Source organism: Paenibacillus sp. 2TAB26 (genome assembly GCF_052115145.1).
Classification (GTDB): domain Bacteria; phylum Bacillota; class Bacilli; order Paenibacillales; family Paenibacillaceae; genus Pristimantibacillus.
This window is the reverse complement of record NZ_JBFRGC010000117.1, coordinates 1-423: the sequence shown is the minus strand read 5'-3', so window position 1 is coordinate 423 and position 423 is coordinate 1. Positions and strand designations below refer to the sequence as shown.

The 423-nt window shown below is 32.2% G+C and carries 1 protein-coding gene; it reads left to right on the top strand.

Annotation, left to right across the window (positions count from 1 at the left end; translation table 11 throughout):
- On the top strand, positions 1–417 hold a 417-nt coding region (locus AB4Z50_RS36130), incomplete at its 5' end, for a GNAT family N-acetyltransferase (protein ID WP_441887320.1).
- Positions 418–423: the final 6 nt, after the last annotated feature.

Genomic DNA, 423 nt, shown 5'->3' with positions numbered 1-423 from the left:
CTGTTACAATTGGGAATTGCAAGCGGTATTTATTCAAGATATAAAATTGATCCTAATATAGAAGAGATTAAATATGAGGCATTATATAAAGAATGGATGATTAATTCTATTGAAGGTATCTTGGCAGATAAAGTGCTTGTATATGTCGATGATAATACGATTCTAGGAGTAATCACGTTAGACTTAAAGAGTAATCATAATCTGGTTAATATTGGGATTATTAGTGTAAGAGAGAGTGCCAGAGGCAAGGGGATTGGGAAAACATTATTAAGAGCCGCTGAGGAGTTCGCTGTTAAAAATAAAGCTTCAAAAATTCAAGTTGTTACACAAGGTGCAAATAAAGCTGCATGTGCTTTATATAATAGTTACGGTTACAGAATAGAAAAGGTAGAATATTTCTATCATTTTTGGTTATAGAAAGTC